Origin of the sequence: Sphingobacterium sp. UBA7625 (genome assembly GCF_002484085.1) — a bacterium.
In the GTDB taxonomy this organism is placed as follows: domain Bacteria; phylum Bacteroidota; class Bacteroidia; order Sphingobacteriales; family Sphingobacteriaceae; genus Sphingobacterium; species Sphingobacterium athyrii.
In genome coordinates this window covers 14,153-34,016 of the sequence record NZ_DLJD01000058.1, presented here as the reverse complement: position 1 = coordinate 34,016, position 19,864 = coordinate 14,153, and the positions used below count along the sequence as shown (strand labels likewise).

The 19,864-nt window shown below is 39.5% G+C and carries 23 protein-coding genes; 13 read left to right on the top strand and 10 right to left on the bottom strand.

Features of this window, described 5'->3' with window-relative positions; translation table 11 throughout:
* Positions 1-418: 418 nt before the first annotated feature.
* On the top strand, positions 419-1,618 hold the full coding sequence (locus tag B4G94_RS24060; protein WP_286862545.1) for a sialate O-acetylesterase: 1,200 nt from the start codon (positions 419-421) through the stop codon (positions 1,616-1,618).
* Positions 1,619-1,942: 324 nt separating this feature from the next.
* Here the strand turns inward: B4G94_RS24060 and B4G94_RS24055 are convergent, their stop codons facing one another.
* A complete protein-coding gene (locus tag B4G94_RS24055; protein WP_108632643.1) occupies positions 1,943-2,242 on the bottom strand; it encodes a hypothetical protein in 300 nt (99 codons plus the stop codon).
* Positions 2,243-2,274: 32 nt separating this feature from the next.
* Between B4G94_RS24055 and B4G94_RS24050 the strand changes: the two genes are divergently transcribed.
* The 5 genes from B4G94_RS24050 (at position 2,275) to B4G94_RS24030 (ending at position 6,341) form a co-directional block, all read left to right on the top strand.
* A complete protein-coding gene (locus B4G94_RS24050) occupies positions 2,275-2,910 on the top strand; it encodes a Crp/Fnr family transcriptional regulator (RefSeq protein WP_313533393.1) in 636 nt (211 codons plus the stop codon).
* A gap of 66 nt (positions 2,911-2,976) precedes the next feature.
* Positions 2,977-3,420, top strand: coding sequence for a carboxymuconolactone decarboxylase family protein (locus B4G94_RS24045; protein WP_108632641.1), 444 nt, complete (start codon positions 2,977-2,979; stop codon positions 3,418-3,420).
* 190 nt (positions 3,421-3,610) lie between these two features.
* Positions 3,611-4,522: an oxidoreductase gene (locus B4G94_RS24040; RefSeq protein ID WP_286862543.1), complete on the top strand. Its 912-nt coding sequence runs from the start codon at positions 3,611-3,613 to the stop codon at positions 4,520-4,522.
* 13 nt (positions 4,523-4,535) lie between these two features.
* The gene (locus B4G94_RS24035; RefSeq protein ID WP_286862541.1) at positions 4,536-5,510 is read left to right on the top strand and encodes an SDR family oxidoreductase; all 975 of its coding nucleotides are present in this window, start codon (positions 4,536-4,538) and stop codon (positions 5,508-5,510) included.
* A gap of 27 nt (positions 5,511-5,537) precedes the next feature.
* Entirely contained in the window at positions 5,538-6,341 is an 804-nt protein-coding gene (locus B4G94_RS24030) for a helix-turn-helix domain-containing protein (RefSeq protein WP_108632638.1), read from the top strand.
* A 299-nt stretch (positions 6,342-6,640) separates the two neighbouring features.
* Here the strand turns inward: B4G94_RS24030 and B4G94_RS24025 are convergent, their stop codons facing one another.
* The 6 genes from B4G94_RS24025 to B4G94_RS24000 form a co-directional block, all read right to left on the bottom strand.
* Positions 6,641-7,399 (bottom strand): SDR family oxidoreductase, encoded by a 759-nt coding sequence (locus B4G94_RS24025; protein ID WP_286862538.1) that lies wholly within the window; start codon positions 7,397-7,399, stop codon positions 6,641-6,643.
* Positions 7,400-7,427: 28 nt separating this feature from the next.
* Positions 7,428-7,853 (bottom strand): YybH family protein, encoded by a 426-nt coding sequence (locus B4G94_RS24020; RefSeq protein ID WP_286862537.1) that lies wholly within the window; start codon positions 7,851-7,853, stop codon positions 7,428-7,430.
* A 152-nt stretch (positions 7,854-8,005) separates the two neighbouring features.
* Positions 8,006-8,872, bottom strand: coding sequence for an AraC family transcriptional regulator (locus tag B4G94_RS24015; RefSeq protein WP_286862536.1), 867 nt, complete (start codon positions 8,870-8,872; stop codon positions 8,006-8,008).
* A 298-nt stretch (positions 8,873-9,170) separates the two neighbouring features.
* Positions 9,171-9,416: a hypothetical protein gene (locus tag B4G94_RS24010; protein WP_286862534.1), complete on the bottom strand. Its 246-nt coding sequence runs from the start codon at positions 9,414-9,416 to the stop codon at positions 9,171-9,173.
* 40 nt (positions 9,417-9,456) lie between these two features.
* A complete protein-coding gene (locus B4G94_RS24005; RefSeq protein ID WP_286862532.1) occupies positions 9,457-9,693 on the bottom strand; it encodes a nucleotidyl transferase AbiEii/AbiGii toxin family protein in 237 nt (78 codons plus the stop codon).
* Complete coding sequence (locus B4G94_RS24000; protein ID WP_286862531.1) at positions 9,693-9,977, bottom strand: DUF6922 domain-containing protein; 285 nt, start codon at positions 9,975-9,977, stop codon at positions 9,693-9,695. The genes B4G94_RS24005 and B4G94_RS24000 overlap by 1 nt, the downstream gene beginning before the upstream one ends.
* A 367-nt stretch (positions 9,978-10,344) precedes the next feature.
* Between B4G94_RS24000 and B4G94_RS23995 the strand changes: the two genes are divergently transcribed.
* The 3 genes from B4G94_RS23995 to B4G94_RS23985 are packed head-to-tail and all read left to right on the top strand — an operon-like array spanning position 10,345 to position 11,796.
* Positions 10,345-10,893 (top strand): SecDF P1 head subdomain-containing protein, encoded by a 549-nt coding sequence (locus tag B4G94_RS23995; RefSeq protein ID WP_286862530.1) that lies wholly within the window; start codon positions 10,345-10,347, stop codon positions 10,891-10,893.
* Positions 10,877-11,326 carry an Imm26 family immunity protein gene (locus B4G94_RS23990; protein ID WP_165306049.1) on the top strand — a complete coding sequence of 150 codons (450 nt, stop codon included), beginning with the start codon at positions 10,877-10,879 and terminating at the stop codon, positions 11,324-11,326. The genes B4G94_RS23995 and B4G94_RS23990 overlap by 17 nt, the downstream gene beginning before the upstream one ends.
* A 23-nt stretch (positions 11,327-11,349) precedes the next feature.
* Positions 11,350-11,796: a hypothetical protein gene (locus B4G94_RS23985; RefSeq protein ID WP_286862529.1), complete on the top strand. Its 447-nt coding sequence runs from the start codon at positions 11,350-11,352 to the stop codon at positions 11,794-11,796.
* 40 nt (positions 11,797-11,836) lie between these two features.
* Here B4G94_RS23985 and B4G94_RS23980 read toward each other — a convergent pair whose 3' ends face one another.
* Positions 11,837-12,439: a hypothetical protein gene (locus B4G94_RS23980; protein ID WP_286862527.1), complete on the bottom strand. Its 603-nt coding sequence runs from the start codon at positions 12,437-12,439 to the stop codon at positions 11,837-11,839.
* A gap of 211 nt (positions 12,440-12,650) precedes the next feature.
* Here B4G94_RS23980 and B4G94_RS23975 point away from each other — a divergent pair, with 211 nt between their 5' ends.
* Positions 12,651-12,971, top strand: coding sequence for an NAD(P)H-dependent oxidoreductase (locus tag B4G94_RS23975; protein ID WP_165306051.1), 321 nt, complete (start codon positions 12,651-12,653; stop codon positions 12,969-12,971).
* 322 nt (positions 12,972-13,293) lie between these two features.
* Here the strand turns inward: B4G94_RS23975 and B4G94_RS23970 are convergent, their stop codons facing one another.
* A complete protein-coding gene (locus tag B4G94_RS23970; protein ID WP_108632628.1) occupies positions 13,294-13,608 on the bottom strand; it encodes a zf-TFIIB domain-containing protein in 315 nt (104 codons plus the stop codon).
* A 252-nt stretch (positions 13,609-13,860) separates the two neighbouring features.
* Between B4G94_RS23970 and B4G94_RS23965 the strand changes: the two genes are divergently transcribed.
* Positions 13,861-14,145 (top strand): hypothetical protein, encoded by a 285-nt coding sequence (locus B4G94_RS23965; RefSeq protein WP_286862525.1) that lies wholly within the window; start codon positions 13,861-13,863, stop codon positions 14,143-14,145.
* Here the strand turns inward: B4G94_RS23965 and B4G94_RS23960 are convergent.
* A complete protein-coding gene (locus tag B4G94_RS23960) occupies positions 14,122-14,616 on the bottom strand; it encodes a hypothetical protein (RefSeq protein ID WP_286862523.1) in 495 nt (164 codons plus the stop codon). The genes B4G94_RS23965 and B4G94_RS23960 overlap by 24 nt on opposite strands.
* A 353-nt stretch (positions 14,617-14,969) precedes the next feature.
* Between B4G94_RS23960 and B4G94_RS23955 the strand changes: the two genes are divergently transcribed.
* Together B4G94_RS23955 and B4G94_RS23950 are read left to right on the top strand one after the other, a co-directional pair.
* Positions 14,970-16,643 carry a DUF6377 domain-containing protein gene (locus tag B4G94_RS23955; RefSeq protein ID WP_286862521.1) on the top strand — a complete coding sequence of 558 codons (1,674 nt, stop codon included), beginning with the start codon at positions 14,970-14,972 and terminating at the stop codon, positions 16,641-16,643.
* Between the two features lie 213 nt (positions 16,644-16,856).
* Positions 16,857-19,850 (top strand): SusC/RagA family TonB-linked outer membrane protein, encoded by a 2,994-nt coding sequence (locus B4G94_RS23950; protein ID WP_286862520.1) that lies wholly within the window; start codon positions 16,857-16,859, stop codon positions 19,848-19,850.
* The last annotated feature ends 14 nt before the right edge of the window (positions 19,851-19,864 follow it).

The following is a 19,864-nucleotide window of genomic DNA, read 5'->3' as shown; positions in this document are numbered from 1 at the left end:
CCCCTATCTGCTGCAGGTCAATGAGATCGCTGTCCGCGATGTCCTGATCGGCGATGTGTGGCTTTGCTCAGGGCAGTCCAATATGGAGACACCGATAGAAAGGCTGGTGGAACGGTTTCCGGAGATCAATTCATCCAATAACCATATGATCCGTTATTTTAAGGTGCCGACACAGAGCGTGCTGGAACGCCGCAGCGAAATAGCCGGTGGCGGGCGCTGGTACTCCGCTGTGGCTTCGGAAGTCATGAACTGGACGGCGTTGGCCTATTTCTATGCACAGCAGAGCTACACCCATACCGGCGTACCCGTGGGCATGCTCGTGTCGAGCCTCGGCGGCTCGAACATCGAAAGCTGGATCAGCCAGGATCAGCTCAAAGAATTTCCGAGGCTGCTGCTCGACCGCTCCGCACTGGACAGCATGCAGCTGGCGCAGCAGGACCGGGGTATCCGGGACTGGATAAAACCAGACTGGGACGACAGCAGCTGGCCTACCTTTACCGTGCCGGGCTGGTGGCGGGATCAACAGCTGGATAGCAAAGGAGTGCTCTATTTTAGAAAATCATTTGAATTGCCGGCCGAACTGGCGGGCCGGTACGGCATGTTGTATCTGGGAACGCTGATCGACAGTGATTCGGTATTTGTTAATGGCCACTTTGTAGGTGCCACCGGCTATATGTATCCGCCTCGCAAGTACGCTGTACGCGCAGGTATCCTGCGTGCAGGTTACAATACCGTGACGATACGCCTGCGGTCCAACACCGGTCATGGGGGATTTGTGGAAGGCAAGTCCTATAAGCTGCAGGTCAATGACAACGAGATCAATCTGGCTGGAGCATGGAAATATCAGGTGGGTATGGATTCCGATCTGGTCAAAAGCTATCTGCCGCGGCTCCAAAATATAAATGAAGTGGGATCAAAGCTGTATAACGGTATGATCTATCCGATAAAAGATGTCGCAGTGAGCGGCGTGATCTGGTACCAGGGAGAGGCTAATACTGGCAATCCGCAGACCTACGAGCAGTATCTCCGTCTGCTGATCAAAGACTGGCGCCTGACGCTGGAGCGCCCGCGGCTACCTTTTTTGCTGGTGCAGCTGCCTAATTATATGCGCAAACAGGAGCGTCCTTCTGAATCGGGATGGGCCGGTATACGTGAAGCGCAGTTTAAGGTATCCCGTGAGGTCCCCTATACAGCGCTGACGGTCAACTATGATATTGGCGAGTGGAACGATATCCATCCCCTGAATAAAAAAGACCTTGCTGCCCGGTTGCTGCTGGCTGCCCGCAAACTAGTGTACGGTGAAAACTTGGTAAGCACAGGACCCGCCTATGAGCGCATGGAAATCAAGCACAATAGGATATTACTCTTTTTTAAGGATGCAGGCACTGGACTGGCAAGCAGAGACGGGCAGGTACTGAGACACTTTGCCATCGCTGGGGAGGATCGCCAGTTTGTCTGGGCGGACGCTGTTATCAAGGGCAATACCGTGGTGGTCAGTCATAGGGATATACCCCACCCTTTGGCGGTACGCTATGCCTGGAGTGATAATCCGGAGAATGCTAATCTGATCAACAGGGAACAGCTGCTGGCCTCACCGTTTCGGACCGATAGCTGGTAATGAAAAAAATCAAAACTATTTTATCAAAAGTTGTTTTTAATTGATTGTAATCATAGGTTAGTTAAAACATAGGTAATGGGTCGTTTTTACAAAAATCTAAGATTCCAGCATAATCATCTTCAACAGTAGCATAGTCAAATGCTTGTTTTTGCATTGACTGCTATCTGTATTTTATCGGAATATAAATACCGGCAATTGTGTCCGCATTCATTCGCTCTTTAATTTCCTTTTTCAATTTGTTTTCCTTAGGTTTAAATGCCTTAAGGAGAGAATCTTCTTTTACATAATAACTAGCTGAGAGCAGCTGTTTATAGTATTTTAATATCACATCTTTTTTAAGTTGTGGATTCCTTTATTATTCAAATATGTAAATAATGGAGATTTACCAAACGAAAGGAGCGAGTCAATCAATTCAAATGCACTTTCGAGCTCGTTGTCGGTTAATTCATGTAACTCTTCCTCATCAATATGCTTGATTACATTTTTTAGACTGTCTGAAACGTTAAGATTTAAGAATAAAGCTGTTTCTTTTAGATTTCTAGGAAGTGTGTTTTGCGCAGTAGCAGAACGCAGTGACCAAACAGCTGATATAAGTGCAAGCAATATAAATTTTAGGATAGTCATATCATTGATATAGAGCAATAAAAAATAGTTAATTGATCACTATTTTTTATTATCTTAAAGGCGCAGATCATAGTGAAAACCGACTTAAGATAATGCTCGAACAATTCAAAAAACACATTCAGAAGTTTATTTGTGTCTCCGATGAGGAATTTGTGGAAATAGCCGGATATTTTCAGGTGGAGACTTTCAAAAAAAAGGAAAACCTGCTAACAGAAGGCCAATTTTGCAAAGCAAGTTATTTTGTGCTGGATGGAATTTTAAGAAAATTTTTTATCAATGAAAAAGGTGTCGAGCAGACCACTGAATTTGCTGTTGAAAACTGGTGGATGACAGAGACTTTCTCCTACATCAACCAGATACCAACAGAATTTTACATCCAGGCCGTACTGCCGGCCAAGATTTTGGTAATCCGCCAGAAGGCCTACGATGAGCTATTGGAAAAACACCCGGTCATGGAAAAGTATTTCCGCTGCATTTATCAGAAAGCTTACGCCGCCGCACAGATGCGCGTCAAGTTGCTTTATGAACATTCCAGGGAAGAATTATACCGTCAATTTCTCAAAAATTATCCGGCTTTTCTGCAACGGGTCCCACAATATCTGATTGCTTCCTATCTCGGCTTCACACCCGAATATCTGAGCGAAATCCGTAAAAAGAATTTTTCTTAAACCCGTTTAAGTTTTTCCCGATTTCAATTTTCCAATTTTGTAGTATCAAATTAAAACAAAAGAAAAATGGAAAAACGAATCAACATCAGCACGGTAGAACCACAGGCATTCAAAGCGATGTTAGGATTAGAAGGTTATCTTTCAAAAATTGATATTTCACAAACGCTAAAAGAGCTAGTCAAAATCCGTGCGTCACAGATCAACAACTGTGCTTACTGTATCAGCATGCATACCAAAGATGCCATCAAAAATGGTGAGACCCCTGAACGTATCTTCCTGATAAGTGCATGGAGAGAAGCAACCAAATTCTTCACGCAACAGGAGCAGATCATATTGGCCATGACAGAAGAAATAACGCTTATTCACCACAGCGGGCTGAGTGAAGATACCTACCGCCAGGCATCAGAATTTTTCACTGAAAACCAGATCGCTCAGATCATTATGCTTATTGTGACCATCAATGGCTGGAACAGGATCGCCTTGAGCACCCATCTTGAAATAGAAGATTAAATGTGTACCACACAGCGGAGCTAATGAAAAGGACAAGAAGTCGTTCATTAGCTCCCTAAATCCTAAATCATGCGGCCATGGCGAAAACAGCGAAATAACATGACCCTCACAACAAAGTTAAATTGAACTCCACAACAAAACTTCTTAAAAGCAATTCCCCGAATTTTGTACAGAAATAAAATATAGGATTATGTGGACAACAACTGATATCCCTGATCTATCAGGAAAAGTAGCCATTGTTACCGGATCAAATACCGGTATAGGATTTGAAACGGCAAAAGCACTGTATGAAGCGGGCGCGCGCGTGACCATAGCAGCAAGAGATCCTGAGAAGGTTCAAATGGCCATTCAAAAAATCCGGTCCGGGACAGTGGAAAAAGGTGAGTTGGGCTTTGGAGTGCTAGATCTTGGCAATCTAAGCAGTGTTAAAAAATTTGCAGAAAACTTTATGCAAAAGCACTCGAACCTTGATCTGCTTATAAACAACGCCGGGGTGATGGTTCCGCCAGCTTCCAAAACAGCTGACGGATTTGAGCTGCAATTCGGGGTAAACTATATCGGTCATTTTGCCTTGACAGGACATTTGCTGGAACTACTAAAAAAAACATCGCATTCCAGGGTGGTAACACTTTCCAGCGGCGCAGCCACTTTAGTTAATACGATAGATTTTGATAATCTCAGGCTTGAAAAAAACTATGATGAATGGCGTGAATATGCTATCAGCAAGCTGGCAGATATCCTGTTTAGCTACGAGCTGGACAGAAGATTCAAAAATGCCGGTATCTCAGCCATTTCAGTGGCAGCACATCCTGGCGTTACGCGAACTGATCTACAGCGGAATATCCCGGGTGAGAACCTAGAAGGGATGTTTGCCTCCTTTGACCAGGTCATGGAACCTTGGCAGGGAGCCCTTCCTAGCTTATTCGCAGCCACTGATCCATCGGTCAAGGGCGGGGATTTCTATGGCCCGGACGGAGAAAAAGAATATGCAGGATATCCCGCGCTGTCAGTCCACAGCACCCCGGCCATGAAAGATGAAGTTCTTGCAAATAAGCTCTGGGTCTATGCTGAAAATGCCACACAGTTAACCTATAAATTTTAATATCCAATCCAAAATGAACAATACGAGAGTTTTAGTAACCGGTGGTACCGGATTTTTAGGCGTAAATACGATTCTTGCATTATTGAAGAGAGGATTTAACGTAAGAACCACGCTGCGAACGCTTTCACGTAAGAACGAAATCTTGGATGCCCTGAGCGAAGGTGGGATTAGTACTTTTGATCAGGTCTCATTTTATCAGGCCGATCTGCTATCGGATAACGGTTGGGATGAAGCTACGAAAGGCTGTGATTACGTCCTACATGTAGCATCACCATTTGTGGCGGAGCAGCCCAAAGATGAGAATGAACTTATCATCCCCGCAAGGGAAGGTACTTTACGCGCGTTGAAAGCTGCGAAAAAGGCGGGGGTTAAACGTGTCGTGCTTACATCCTCTTTTGCGGCTATTGGTTATAGCATTGATCCCAAAAATCATGTTTTTACGGAACTTGACTGGACGGATGAAAATGCACTTATACAGCCTTATATAAAATCAAAAACAATAGCGGAAAAGGCCGCATGGGAATTTATAAAGAATCATGCTTCTGACATGGAATTGACGGTCATTAATCCAGTCGGAATATTTGGCCCCATCTTGGGTGGAATTTCTTCAGCCTCCCTGGATACTGTCGTTAAAGGAATTGTTGAGGGATCCATCAAGGAAAATGCACCGTTTACCTTCGGAGTGGTGGATGTACGCGATGTTGCCGATATCCACATTAAGGCCATGTTGCACCCCGATGCTGCCGGTGAGCGATTCCTTGCGACATCGACAGGTGCGATGAGTTTTTATGATGTGGCTGAGCTGATCAGAAAGGAGCGACCGCAGCTGTCCGGAAACATAGCCCCTATGCAGCCAACTCCGACAGATCAGTATACAGTGATGTCAAACAAAAAAGCAACGGTAGCACTGGGTTGGCATCCCCGCCCAAAAGAAGAAGCAATTCTTGCAAGCGTGGACAGCTTTAAACTCAGTAATGTCCAGAATTAATCTGTGGCTTAGTATATTTGGTAAAGCATGAAAGTTAACAATATCCAATCCTGTCACCTCGGTCCGGAGATTTCACCCGAAAATTTCATAGCGGAAAATTATTTCCTATACTTATTGAAAGGAAGCATGAAGGCTTATGACGGCGAGAAAAGCTACACAATAACACCGGGCGATTATTGTATCGCCCGGAAAAATCATTTGGTACGTTATACGAAATATAAGGACAATGATGCCTTTGAAAAAATTATCATCACCCTGGATGAAGCATTTCTGAAAAGGTTCCTTGAACGGCATGCTTATGAAGCAAAACCCTCTGTCATTGGAGATTCATACATATTTATACCAGAAAATAAGCTTATAAAGAATTTTATTACATCGCTCGAACCCTATTACACCGGAGACCTTGAGATCAGTGCGGATTTTGCTGATATTAAAAGAGAAGAACTACTCCTGATTTTATTGAAATCTGATCCTGACCTAGTCGATATTTTGTTCAGTTTCTCTTTGCCATTTAGAATCAACTTAAAGGAATATATGAACAAAAATTTCAGATTCAACATCAGTCTGGAGAAATTTGCATTTTTCACGGGAAGAAGCTTATCAACGTTCAAGCGGGATTTTCAAAGAGCTTTTGGAACCACTCCCGGCATCTGGCTCAAGAAGAAAAGGTTACAGGAGGCCTATTTTCAGCTTGCTGAGCAATCCCGGAAGCCGAGTGAAGTGTACCTAGAGGTAGGTTTCGAAGATCTGTCGCATTTTTCATTTGCGTTCAAGAAGGAGTTCGGGAAAACTCCAAATGAAGTAGCAAAACAAATTTCAAACGGCATTTAATGATGATCATGCATATTCAGGGGAACTTCATTTTACCTTAACCAGAGATGTACTTGAGAAATTTAGACGGTATATTTTCTATCCATAGTCCATGCTAATCTGTTGGCAGAAACAAGATCTTTCAAAAAAATACACTTGAAGTAAATAAGCTAAATCATATGGTTTGGCTTGTCCGCCCTTTCTTATATTAAAATTCAAACCCTAATATTCAAATGTTAATCAAAAAATAAATGCAGGTTGCTACAGACCTGCATTTAAGATAAATACTTATCAAAAATCATTTAAAGAACTGATAATTGTTATTCCTTAAATTCCAAAGTACGCAGTGCCCAATCCTCAAAATGAGTCTTTCCTGCATTATATTGTCCAGCAGGAACAAGCAGTGATCTAGGGACAACAAGATGCATATATTTGCTCTCTTCGTCAGAAACAACCTTTATAGGCTTTCCGATTATCTCGATATATTTTGCAACAAAATCATCCATATTTGCCCGGGTAGGCCCCGCAATCTCGACAGTGCCATTTTTGGGCTCTTCGAGTGCAAATTGTACAATGTAATCTGTTACATCTTCCAGCGCAATGGGCTGATAGTCGATCTTGGAAACAAATACTTCCTCCTCATTTCCCTGTACTGCGATTATCGCATCGGTATGCTCGTGAAACTGTGTTGAACGAATTATAGTATATGGGATTCCTGAGTTCTTGATATTATCTTCTTGATATTTCTTTGCGCGAAGATATCCGATCTGTAGTGCATCGTCCGTTCCGACAATGGAAAGAACTAGGTGATGTCTGATGTTTGCAGCCAGCTCTGCTTGCACCAGATTCTTTCCTGCGTTCTGAAAAAAATGGATTGCATTTTCTTCTTCAGGAGAGGAAGAGTTGGATAGATCTATAACCACTTCAGTGTTTTCCAATGCTTGGGAAAGACCTGCTCCTGTTATGATATCTACTCCATGTGAAGGCGAGCCAATGACCACCTGATGACCAAGGTTTGCCAGTTTTTTTGTGACCAGCCTTCCAGTAAGACCTGTACCACCGATTACTAAGATTTTCATTTGTGAATTATATAAATTGTGAAATTGATTAAAATAAGCTGCTTACCTGTACACCGAATGGATTTCCAAACCAGCATCTCCAATATCCGTCAGATCCTTTCTTTGCGTAATCGCTCGAAGTTCCAGTAATATCTACTTTTTCGCCGTTATTGCCTGTCCCAACGATTTTCCACTCCAATACCAATGAGGCCAAATTATCGGTAGAATAGATCTTCCTACCAGTAATTTTTATTGGCAGGCTGAATCCGAATGACTGCTGCAGCTCACGGGCGATCTCTTTTTTTCCGCGTCTGGGTTCTCCATTGCTACTGATAATGACGGCATCATCCTCATAGAAGCCGAGCATAGTTTCAATATTCCTGGAATTAAAATGATCCAAAAGAGAATCAACAATACCTTCAGGGGTGGTTGATAATTTGTAAGTTGGATATTCTATTAAATTATGACCTTCCATAAGACCTAAGAATTTATATTAAAAAATGTACTATACTGTACAGTTAACTATAGTACAAAATTGATCAAAAAATAAATGCAGGAAAACTGACAAACAAAGGTAAAAGGTGGACAAAAAATGGAATAGTAATTAAGTTTAATAGGATGGTTTGTCTAATCCTGCTCCGGATTTGAACGTAGTGTCTTCCTGTAATCACCCGGTGACCGGCCAGCTTTTTTTGTGAAAAGCCTGATGAAGTACTTTGTATCTTTATAGCCTAGCTGGTCCGAAATTTCTTTAACGCTCAATTGCGAATAATAGAGTAGGCGCTGTGCTTCGCTCAGTATTTCCTTCTGGATCAGTGCTGATGCGGATAAGCCGGTCACCTTTTTAACAACATCGTTCAGGTGTGCTACCGAGATATTTAACTTTTCGGCATATTCTGAGGGGCGTTTGAGGTTACGGTAATCGGTCCGCACGAAATTCCTGAATTCTTTGGTTATGCTGATTACCCTGAGGCTATGGCTTGTGGAGCTAGCTGTCAATGTGCGCTCATGACAAATTACCGTCTGAGTTATAAAAGCTGACAGCAAGGGCTGTTGGACCTCGCTGCTCGCAGTAATATTTATACTGTCCAAATTTTTTAGGGACTCCAGAATTGACGTGAACCATTGGTGCTCAAGCTCGGAGAGTGATAAGATAATAGTTTCATTTAAAGATGCATCAAGCATATCCTTTGCTGATTGCGTAAGGTGGTGGCCTTCAAAAGAGATATAATAACCAGATGTCCCAACAGACTTGGTGATCTGGTGAACCTGGTGCGGAGGACAGACAAAAAGTGTTCCGGCAGGCATAGTTAAATTGTCAAGATCAAATAGGACCTCCAACTGTCCAACTTCAACAAGCATACAGGTATAATGGTCATGCCTGTGGGGGTTTTGCGCTTTTACAATGCCAGGAGTTGAACCATCCCATATTCCCACAGCAATACTGCTGCTGGAATCCATTCTGTTCAATAAAATAGAATCACTTTTTGGCATGCTTCGCAATTTAAAACTCAAATTTAGTTCATCTACTTTAAGAATTACTATTGATTATTCTTTATTATACTGCTGTTGCTAAACAGCAAGATTGGCACAATTGTTTTAACTGACCGGTAGCGATGGTCCCAACCACTTGATCCGGAGGTCACCCAATATAAATTGCCATACAGCAATACTACGTTTCATAGAACGCTAATTTTATGTCACAAAATAATCAGTTTTTAAATATAAATCATTCGTTGTTCAATCTCCAATTATTAAATTGCAGTACAACAAATATTAAATTAGATAATAATTATTTTAAGGTACGTATTGCATCTTTGATGATATCAATAGACTTAATAATCTCTTCTTCTTGAAGTGACGCGAATCCAAATCTTAAGGCATTATAATGACCGCCATCTTCTAGATTGTAAATAGTCCCATTAAATTTAATTCCTTTTGCAGATGCGAAATTTATGATTTTTGACAAAGGAAAATCGAAATTGCCCCATAAGGCCATACCTCCATTTGGCTTATTGATATTAACTATCTCGCCCAATTATGCATTTAGTAACTCGTTTAAGAGATCGCATCGTTGTCTATACAGTTTGAATACCGAATACTCGACTGTCATAATATTCTTTCACCTCTTTTACAATTGATTCATATCCAGCTTTGCCTATAATATAAGGGAAGAAAATGTCTATATCTGTTGAGATACGGTGACCATAACGAATAGCTAAATTAGTACCCCCGCCAAGTGCCGAACCTTGAAAGCTTTGGAAAGATTGTAGTTCATGAATAGTCTTTAAAAGACCAGAAGAAATGGCTGACATTACTTATAACGTAGAAATTGCTTTACATGATAGCGATGGGCAACTAGCTTACAAACTTCATTACTAATGCGTTCTTTTGTTTTTTTAAGCTCAGCAACAATTTGGGTTTTACTATAAAGTTGCTCCAATGGTTGTATATCTTTTGCGAATGTTTCAGCTGTTGTGGCCATAAGAGCTCTCGGGATAATAAAATCCTTATCATCCTCAATATCTAAATTCTTTGGATCGACATCCCAAAATAAATACTTGGGTAGAAATTGTGATATATCCTTTATTGTGCTCATTTATACAAAAATACGTTATCGGCTAAACAAAAAGAAATTTTAATCTTATTATTGTAAATAATCTATAGTGTTTGTTTACTGGAGGTTACGCTTATATTGACACCCAAAAGTGGGGAAGAACCAGTTTATCCGAAATCTACATCTAAAACCAAAAAAGGAAAAAATACGAATAGATCATCGGATTGGAAATAGTTTCATTCGACTTTCTATCGATGATTTAGGTTATGCTATAGCTCAAAGGTGAGTCAAAAACACCACTTGGGATCATCATCAATAATACTTTTCACTCATTCATAAAATATTTATTATTTTTAAATTATTGTTAAGCCTATTTATGAAATGTATCCTTGTATTTTTGATAAACCTGATGATAATATTGACAGCCTCAGGTAATAATAATCAGTCATTGGATGTTAATTCCCAAAATCAAGAAAAGAATGAGGTTTCTAGCGGTGATCAGGATACAATTATTTCCACTGGTTGGTACTTTGTTGTGAAAGAAGGTGCCCCGAATGCTATCGCAAAGCAGCTGGATAAATCCACCGCAATCTTATTTCTACACCGCGTTCCTATTCTGACAGTTTCAAATTTTGAATCTGTCACGATAAGTGAAAATGCTACAAAAGATAAAACCATTGCTATGCAATTCGATGAAATTGGAACTCTGAAATGGGCGGCGGCAACAGAAAAAGCGAGTCGAAACAGAGACCGTATAGCTTTTATTGTGGATAATGTACTTTTAGATGCTCCATTTGTAAATGCGCCGATACCCAATGGTGTATCAGCAGTCAGTTGTGGCGGATACTATTCTGAAAATGAACTCGAACAATTAAAAAAACGAATGGAGAATGAGATGTCAGCGAAAAGTAATCGAAACGTTCATTTATTGAAAATAGAGAATGAAAATACCAATTAAATTAGGAACATATTTTGTTGTCGATTTAGAGGATTATTATGTATTCGGAAGAATCATTGAAGATTATATTTTTGTTTTCTTTGATTTCCAATCATCAAAGGAAGATATTGACTTGGATGTGCTATTAGAAAAGAATATTCTATTTTCCATTCATGTTGGCTGGGCTGCTATAACTTCTAAAAGATGGAAAGTTTTGGCTATTAAGCCGCTGGAGGAGAAATTCAAAATTGCAACTCCTTTTTTCGTGCAGGAAATAGGTAATGATGACTTATGTTGGATCGATTATAATGGTATAAGAAATCAAGTGACTAAGTCTGAATGTTTTGGACTTGAAAGATTGGCGACTTGGAATGCGATCCATGTTGAGCAACGTATCAGGGATCACTATGATGGAAAACCTAATATGTACCTTTTGGGATTGATGTTGAGATAGGTTTTATTATCCTTTGTAAGTACATGGCTAGCGCAATAATAAAGAGGAAGATTATTTTACCAAAATCTGAATTATTTAAAAATATTATACCGGTAGATTTGGATGATGCTCATCTTGATCTACATAACGACTATGACTGCATTAAATTGGTATACAATGCAGCATATAACGAATTTCGCCTTACTTTTAAACGTGTCAATCTAGAAACTGATGTTAACTATAATCTAGTTGATGTAGTGTTTATTGATGCCGTTATGGATACATGCCTATTTGTTTTTGACAAAGATGTTTCTGAGGAATTTGGGACTATTGACCTGTTGTATCGAGGTCGGTTTGAAAATGGCAATGAGCTAGCTGAGTTTGATAGTTTTGGACGATCGTTGTACTATATAGGTTTTTATAGCGAGATAGAATTAAAGATATTTGCAAAGGCATTAATAGTTGAGTTGTGGAATAGCTTTTCTAATTGATGATAGCAAACCTTTACTATCAGCAGTATCATTTTGTGTATTACTTTCTTGCGTTTTCCCAAAATTTATCCATCATAATTTTAGTTTCTTCCGGTTTTCTCAGCATGACACTTTCTCCGTTTTCGTCTGTCGTAAAATGTCCTTTGAATGCATCTGGCATTGCATCATATTGTTTCTTCACTTGTTCCAAGGTTTCTTTGAAACAGCTATATCCAAATTTTTCGACTAAAAAAGGCAAAGCGTTTTTCCCTCTTAATAATTCGTATTCTTGGTAATTATATGGTGTCGTTTCTTGCCTTTTTGCTAATGTTTGATTAAACTTATCAAGCAGTTTAGCAATCTCTTTCTCTTCCATAAAATTTGAAAGCCCACGCAAAGCATAGATTTTCATATCTAAATATCGTTCTTTCTTGTAAGCATTTGCAAAGAATTCTTTCAATGTCGCAAAATTAAAGTCATACAAAAGTTTTAAAATCTTATTTCTAATGTCAAGTTGTTTGGTGGAGTAGTAAATATTTGTCAGGTAGTGTGAATTTTCTACGCTGATTACATTTTTGTCTAAATCAAATAACGCATTGCGAAACTCAATGTGTCTGTCGTTAATTTTTTCATTGGTTAGTATTTCGGGAAAGTATTTTGTCATATCGGTCGATTGAGTAGTATGGGTAACGGTTCACAGCTTGGCAATAGTTTGTGCTAAATTGGACTAAAAGTTCAATTTAGCACAAACCTTGGACAATGCTACGAGCCATAGCTAAATTAATAAATTTTTGAAAAGAAAATATAATAATCGTCCGATGAGAGGATATATGGCTTATTAAGCCAAATTAGTTGTTTGACAAGGAAAGCTACTGGTGACTGCAACTAATTTTAGTATCCCTTCGACATTGAAATCCTGGATTGACCATATTTCGATCGCTGGAAAGACATTTTCGTATGCTGATGGTCATGTAAAAGGACTTCTTAAAAATAAAAAGGTCTATCTTAACTTTGCGGTTGGCGGTATCTATGACAATGGAATCGTGGATAATATGGAAATGTATCTTCGCACTTTCTTTGGATTTATCGGGATATCAGATGTAGAGGTCTTCAAGACAGAGGGTACGATGTTGCCTGGGCTTAAGGACGAAAATATGTTATTGGCGACGGGAGAAATTGAAGCCGCTATCGCCTGATCTAATTGGTCAATGATATCAAAATCTCCACAACAGGCTTAGGATAAATAATAAATCCACATTTAATAAGATGTGGATTTATCTATTTCTGGGCTTCCGATATGACTATCCTGCCAGATTTATCCCATTTGACGATACGTTTTATAGCGAATGGTTTGTTGTTGGACTTGTATTTACATTTCCGGTACCGATTGTAAGTTTTGGATATCGCTATGCCGAAGGAGATCTACTTTACCCTGTATTTATCATTCAGACAGTTATGTTTGTACTTACTTTCTTTGTTCTGAATCATCTATTAATGGCAAACTCTTTTACACTCTTTTTAGTCAAAATCAAAGAGATCGGAGAGGAAAGATTTCTTCTTTCGCCCATGTGGATATTTGTGATTGTCCGTATAGTGGTCATTTTCGCGGTAGGATTGCTTTGATTGATAGTTTTCTCTTTCGTACTTATTGTAATCGCTAACATCTTTATTGTGAGCTTGGCTACTGTTGTCCATATTATTGCTGGCTTGTTCCAGCAATTTATCCAGTTCTCCTTTATCCAGCCATATTCCTCTGCAGTTTGGGCAATAATCAATTTCAATTCGGTGACGTTCCGTCATCAGTAGTGTTTCGTTACAGTTTGGACATTTCATATTTTTCGAATATTAATGAACTTACAATATAATTAAAATTATAAAACCAATAGCCTTGTCCCTCTATTATTTAGCAATTTTTAACGTAGTGATTTCAGTCATCAATTTTCGGGATTATATAAGCGATGAACAATAACATCGGGCTTATACGCTAGTAGAGTTTGAATCTGAAAGTTTTTTTAACGCTTTATTTTTCCGAATATTAAAGAAACTTAATAATACTACGTTCAATCGAACTGATATCATAAAAAAATGGCTTCGGAACAATTATGTGTTCGAAAAACTCCCCATGCATCAAAAAATTTAGCAGCTGTTAACGCCACTGGTTCAGTGAAAAAATCTGAAGGGCTATCTGATGTGAGGTCCCGAAATCCGATGGGCTTATTGACAAGCGAAACGTTGGTCAATGAATTGAAAACCCAGTTTAATTTAAAACTGGCATCTGATCGAGTGGGCCCGTATGGATATGGTAATTCACCTCGGCTATTGTTCTTTGTAGGTTCTTGTCCAGCGTTAAAGGATCAGATCAAATCCTAGTTCGGATAACATCCGTTCATGATTATTCATAAAATACTTCATCAGTTTATACTGTTCAGTATCCTGGTATGCAATCAGCTTTATTCCATTTTCAGATACTTGATAGATATCTGCTTCGGGATAGGCCATTAGGATAGGGGAGTGTGTTGCAATAATTAATTGCGATCTGAGTTCTATAAGCTGTTTTATTCGGCTTAGCATATTTAGTTGGCTTATGATAGACAGAACTGATTCTGGCTCATCAAAAATATAGAGTCCGTTTCCGTTTAGACGATGATGCAATAACGATAGAAAGCTTTCACCGTGAGAACGTTCGTGTAGCGATCCACCATAGGATTTCTGGGCTTCATATTGATCTACTGCCGTGGCAACATTATAAAAACTTTCAGCTCTGAGAAAATATCCATCTCTGTTGCGGTATGCCGTTCGTATCACTTGGATATCTTCAAATAAAGCGGAATGGGAATCCATGGTACTAAAATTAAAATTGCTCCATCCTTTCTGGCTTTTTATGGTAATATGAGCTAAAATATAGCATAATATGATCCGTTTAATCGAAAAATTTCTGTAACTAACTGTATTTCAGAAAACTTTTTAAGCTTTAATGGGACGGCAATGTTTAATGTCTAATTTAAATAAAATTAGCTCTGTTTTTCACTAATAATGGACTTGAGTCAATTAAAGATTTTAATATCATCTAGCCAATGCCAGCTTATATATTGGATTTTTTGACTTTTTCTTTCTGAAATATAGAATATATACTAGTTTTGTTTTAAGCCTAGAAAATGTTACTATTGCGTTTCGTCACTTTTGTTTAAGCTATCATGTATAAACGTGTCATTTGTGTGTTGTTGATTGCAATATCGTTCATTCTCTGTAAAGCAGGAATCGGACAAGATACTTCGTTGATACAACTGCTTCAGGTGATCGACAAAAAGGAAGAATTTATGGCCATTAAAGAAGCCAGAATAGACGATTTGGTACGACAGCTTCAGAAATCAACAAATAACACTTCCGGACAATACGAATTAAACAAGCTCCTTTACCAAGAATATGCTTCATATAAACTAGATTCTGCGATTATATATGCTAGGGAAAATGTAAAGTTAGCGCAAACGAGTGGCGATTCCTTTCAAGTCAATGATAGTAATCTGGATCTTGCTTCATTTTATTTCACAGCAGGTATGTATATTGACGCCTATAAGATATTGGCTACTGCAGAGAAAAATAAGCTTCCTAGAGAACTATTGATCAAGTATTACGATGCGTGGAAAAGGCTCTATAAATTTTATTCATTTTCAAACACTGATGATCGGCAGTATGCCATTCGGAGTGACCGCTATCGCGATTCGCTTTTAAGTGAACTGGATACGACAAGTAGTCAATACCGTATTGTTTATGCTGAAAAGCTCCATGATGAAGGGAAATTTGAGGAAGCGAAAAAGACGTTGATGTATATGCTTGATCTTTCCCGAAAAGAAGATCATGAACATGCTATCTTATGTTATGCCCTGGCCAATATCTACGAAAAGGAAGGAAATGTTGACCTTCAACGCAAATATTTGACGCTGTCTGCTATTAGTGACATTAAAAATGCCATCAAAGAGAACGCCTCGATGCAGGCACTTGCGACTTTATTGTATAAAACAAATCATATTGAAGAAGCCTATAGTTGTATCAAATCGTCGATGGAGGATGCTATATTTTGCAATGCTCGTTTTAGGACGTATGAGGCCTCACAAATATTCCCGATTATAAACTCAGCCTATCAGGAAAACGAATTACAACAAAAGGCAAAATTGACAATCTTTCTAGCGATTGTCAGTATCCTATCGTTGTGCCTCATCATAGCAGTTATTTTGATATATAGACAGATGAAGCGGGTAAATCGCGTCCGTAGAGAACTCTTCGAACTCAATCAAAAATTGCAGGAGCTAAATCAGCAATTGAATACAACCAATGACGAGCTTCATACCACCAATAGCGAAGTGCTGTCTATGAATAGTGAGTTAGCAGAAACCAATCATATCAAAGAAGCCTATATCGGCGAGTTCCTAAATTTATGTTCCTTATATATTGACAAGCTCGAAAAATTCCAGATTTCGCTCAACAAAATGGTCATGGCCAAGAAGATCGAAGAGCTCAAGCAGATGCTTAAATCACGCGATATGATCGACCATGAAGTAAGAGAATTATATGCCACTTTTGATCATGTATTTTTGCATTTATATCCGAACTTTGTGGAAGATTTCAATGCACTATTAGTCGCAGATATGCAAGTTGTCTTGAAGCCAAATGAAGTACTGAGCCCCGAACTCCGTATTTTTGCATTGATTCGTTTGGGTATTACAGATAGTGCAAAGATAGCCCGTTTTCTGCACTATTCAACCAATACCATTTATACCTATCGGACCAAATTCAGAAATAAAGCTGCTGTTCCGCGCGAAGATTTTGATGAATTGGTCACAAAAATAGGTCGAAAAGCCCTAAATTATTAAGCTGATCTTCTATATATTTCTTTACGATATTTTATATAATTACTTGTTTTTTAGGTTTTTACGTTTTTGTTGTTTCTATATTCGCTGACACAGCCCTTTTATCTGCCCTCTGATCCTCCTATTTTTGGATAAACCAGTTAGGGGACGATTTGACATTAGTTTCCAAGTCGAAATTAAATAACAATTATAAGTAATACGTAAAAATCAAATTTTATGAAAAACCAGGGGCGATTACGTTTTACGTATCCCATTCTCATGCTTTTAATGATTTTGATCAGTTTAAATTCATTTGCACAACAAAGGGAGATTCAGGGTACTGTAAAAGACGAAAACAGGCTAGCTATTGAAGCTGTTTCCGTCAGCAACAAAGGGACAACCCAACAAGTACAGACAGATCGAAATGGCCATTTTAAAATGACCATTGCACATGGTTCAGTTTTGAGTATTTCCTATATCGGCTACAAGACTCAAGAAGTAAAAGTCGACAATGCATCAATTTATGATATTATACTAGTCAAGGATAACACAGCACTCGACGAAGTGGTTGTTATCGGATATGGGACCGTTAAAAAGAAAGATCTGACGGGTTCTTTAGCATCTGTGGGTGCTGAGGCAATGAAAGATAAGCCTGTGGCAAATGTTGGCGAAGCACTTCAAGGACGTGCCTCTGGTGTACAAGTTATTAACTCAGGCGCGCCCGGAAGCAATGTGTCCATACAGATCCGGGGTCTGGGGTCAATCAACAATAGCGCACCATTGTTAGTGATTGATGGCGTTCCAACGGATCTGTCTCTCAACGCGCTCAATCCGAATGATTTGGAGACAATCGATATCCTCAAAGATGCCTCTGCTACTGCCATTTATGGTTCTAGAGGAGCCAATGGTGTTGTATTGATTTCAACAAAAAAGGGTAATAAAAATAAAGGCAGTATTACAGCAAGTGCTAACTACGCGATTCAGCAGGCAACCAGCCTACCCAAAATGCTTAATGCACAACAGTTTGCATCGCTGCACAATGAGATGATGGCCAACAACAATAACCGTCAACGACCGGATTTTGCCGATCCTACATTGCTTGGCCAGGGAACAGATTGGTTGGATGCGCTTTTACAGACAGGTAAACTGGCTAATTATGCCCTTAGTTATTCCGGTGGTGGCGAAAAGAATACGTACTATGTCTCTGCTGGTATACTCAATCAGGATGGCATCGTGAAAAACACCGAATACAAACGGTATAATTTTCAGTTTAACAATGAAGCTAAACAGACAGCATGGCTCAAATTGGGCAATACACTCACGCTAAGCCATGATATAAAACACAACGGTTCCTATAGTGTATTGAATACGCTGGCCTCATTGCCTACACAGCTAATTTTTAATGAAGATGGCACCTATTCAGGCCCTGGAAATGAAGCTATATTCTATGGCGACCTGCGCAATCCAATCGGTACCGCCATGCTCGAACAAAATACAACGAAAGGCTATAATCTTCTTGGAAATATCTATGCGGAAGCAAGTTTCTTTAAACATTTCACCTTCAAAACTTTGCTTGGCCTTGATTATAAGGCTTGGGACAATATGACCTTTTCGCCTAAATACAATTGGAAACCCATCCCTGTTCCCAATTCCTATCGGAGTGAAAGCTTCAACAAGAGCCTAACCTATTTGTGGGACAATACCCTCACTTATGCAAATACTTTCGAGGGTGGACACGAAGTCAATATGATGATAGGATCTAGTGCGCAAAACAATGATTATAATTACATGAATGGAAGTATCAAGGAATTTCTTTCCGACAATAATAACCAGTTAAACAATGGTTTGTTGGATCCAACCGTAGGTGGGAGCCGCAATGAATGGGCGCTATTGTCATTCTTTGGACGCGCCAATTATACATTTAAAAATCGCTATCTCCTTACCGCCACTATACGTCGTGATGGTACATCAAGAATTGCTTCGGCCAACCGTTGGGGGACTTTTCCTTCTTTTTCTGCCGCCTGGCGTATCTCTGAAGAGTCTTTTTTTAACAAAAATGATTTTTGGAGCGATGTTAAACTCCGTATCGGTTATGGAGTTACCGGTAATCAGGCCGTGTTGGACAATTATGCTGCATCAGCCCGCTTAAAAACTGGTCAATATGTTTTCAATGGTATTCCCGTTTCGACATTGTACCCACTCGTTATGCCTAACCCAGGTATACGCTGGGAAACGATCAAACAACAGAATGTTGGAATTGATGCAAGTTTTTTCAAAAACAGGATCCAGTTAACGATGGATGCTTACATCAAAAAAACCTCAGATATGCTCGTCAAAATGAGCGTACCCATTACGACAGGATATTCAGACAGCTACACCCCAATGATCAATGCCGGAGAGGTAGAAAACAAGGGTTGGGAATTGAGTTTACGTAGCCAAAACCTACAAGGAGAATTGGTTTGGAATACCGATTTCAATATCTCCTATAATAGAAATAAGGTCGTTAGACTTGATGGCGATGTACCTATTTACTATGGTTATCAGTCCCATACCATTGGACAGCCTGTTGGATCATTTTATGGCTATTTGACCAATGGTATTTTTCAGAACTGGGCCGAAGTGAATAGTTATGCTTATCAATACCAAGGGGCTGATCCAGCCAATAGTACGGCACCCGGCGATATCAAATTTAGGGACATCAATAAAGATGGAGTCGTCAATGACTATGATCGTACCTATTTGGGCAATCCAACACCAAGTTGGAGTTTTGCCATAAATAATAAGTTGTCCTATAAAAATATCGATCTTGAAGTATTCTTTCAAGGGGTATCCGGAAACCAGATCTATAATGCCAATAGGGTTACCTTGGAGGGTATGTATACCATACGAAATCAGACGACTAAGGTTCTTGATCGTTGGACCGCTGAGGGAACAAGTAACGAGGTGCCCAGAGCGATTTACAGCGACCCCAATAAAAATACACGTAATTCAGATCGTTTTATAGAGCAGGGAAAATACCTGCGTCTGAAAAATCTGACCGTAGGTTATACCTTGCCTGAGGCTGTAGCCAAACGTCTGCATGCAGGACGGTTGCGGTTTTATTTTTCAGGACAGAATTTGTTCACCTGGACCAAGTATTCTGGCTTTGATCCTGAAGTGATAGGAGGTGTTGATAATAGTAATTACCCGATCACAAAAAACTTTAGCTTGGGATTGGACCTTAGATTTTAACCAATTAGACTCGT